Genomic DNA, 1,704 nt, shown 5'->3' with positions numbered 1-1,704 from the left:
CCCCCCGCCCCTCCGTGCAGGACGTGCCGCCGCCGACGGTGGTCGCCGCGCCACCGCTGGTGGAGACCGCGCCCGTCGTCGCCACGAAGTCCTCCGCGCGCCGCTGGGCATGGCTGCCCGCCGCGGGAGGCGTGGCGCTGGCGGGAGTGGGCACCGTCTTCTACCTGAAGGCCAAGGACCGCTACGACACGCTGGAGCAGGCGACGGTGGACGCGCCCGTGCGCGACTCGAAGGCGCTGGTGTCCGAAGGGAAGCAGGCGCAGACGGTGAGCCGCGTGACGCTGGGCCTGGGCGCGGCAAGCCTCATCGCCGGCGCGGTGATGTTCCTGTGGCCCGATGACCCGCCCGCGCAGGCCACCCCCTCCGTCGCCGTGAGCTCCGGTGGCGCCATGGTGGGACTGTCCGGGACGTGGCCGTGACTTCGAGGATTCCCATGCGAAATACCTGGACGCTCGGAGCGATGGGCGCGGCGCTCGCGGCGGTGCTCGCCGCCGGTGGCTGCTACGACTTCGACGCCGCGCAGAAGCGCTGTCGCGAAGAAGGCCGCTGCGAGCAGCAAGTCATTCCGGATGCGGGCTGCATCCCCACGTCCACCTCGGAGGACTCGCCGGACGACGCGTTCGCGGACTCCGACTGTGACGGCGTGGACGGCCGCGCCAGCTCCGGCCTCTTCGTCGACCCCGAGAATGGCGACGACACGTCGGGCACGGGCACCCGCGATGCGCCGCTGCGCACCGTGGGCCAGGCGCTCGCGCGGCTGCGCCAGTGGGACGGGGGCGTGCCGACGCGGCTCTACCTCGCGGGCGGCACCTACGCCGAGGGCGAGCTGGTGCTGGACGTGCCCGTCTCCCTGCATGGCGGCTACTCCGGACGCGATGGCGGCTGGGGCCGCGCCAGTGGCCTGGTGGCCGTGCTGGACAACGGCGGCGCCACGGGGCTCACCGTGCAGGGCGTGACGGACGCGGGAATCGTGCTGGAGTACCTGCGCATCCGCTCCGCCGACGCCGTGGAGCCCGGGCAGGCCTCCGTGGCCCTGCGCGTCCTCGACAGCTCGGGCGTGCGACTGCGCCACACCGTGCTGGAGGCCGGACGCGGCGGGACGGGTGCGGAAGGCACGCCAGGTGATACGGGCACGCCGGGGCCCATCGGCATGGACGGGCAGCCCCCCGGGGGAGACCCGCCGGTGTTCCTGGGAGTGGGGGGCACGGGCGGCGTCAACACCGCGTGCCCCGGACCTGATGGACGCTCCGGAGGCCGAGGCGCGGATGGCGTGTCCCGAAGCGCGGGCATGGATGGAGGCGCGGGCCAGCCGGCCCCCACCTCCGGAGCCACGGTGCCAGGCGGCGCTGGAGGAAGGGCAGGGAGCAGGGTCGATTCGACCTGTCCACCCGGTGCTGCCTGCACGTGCACCGGAGAGAATGGCTCGCACGGTGACCCGGGAACCCAGGGCGACGCGGGCAGCGCGGGTTCGCCCGGCGGCGCGAGCCTGGGAACCTTCTCCGAGCAGACCCACACCTGGTCGCCTGGGGCCGAACAGCAGGGAGGCATGGGTGAGCCGGGCGAGCCCGGGAGTGGCGGTGGCGGTGGCGGCAGCGGCAGCAGTTGCGACCTCACGAGCAGGCCCTCGACGCCCGTGGCGGCCAGCGGCGGAGGTGGCGGTGGTGGCGCGGGCGGCTGTGGTGGACTCGCGGGACGGGGCGGCGG

General features: G+C 74.8%; 1 protein-coding gene and 1 pseudogene. Both read left to right on the top strand.

Going from position 1 to position 1,704, the window contains the following annotated elements; genetic code table 11:
* Positions 1–419, top strand: a pseudogene (locus HUW62_RS47150) (hypothetical protein); the annotation flags it as partial.
* Between the two features lie 14 nt (positions 420–433).
* A partial coding sequence (locus HUW62_RS47145; protein ID WP_176438178.1) for a hypothetical protein occupies positions 434–1,704 on the top strand: 1,271 nt, incomplete at its 3' end.

Source organism: Myxococcus sp. AM011 (assembly GCF_013372595.1).
Taxonomy (GTDB): domain Bacteria; phylum Myxococcota; class Myxococcia; order Myxococcales; family Myxococcaceae; genus Myxococcus; species Myxococcus eversor.
The sequence above is the reverse complement of the archived record's forward strand: the minus strand, read 5'-3'. Positions and strand labels throughout refer to the sequence as shown.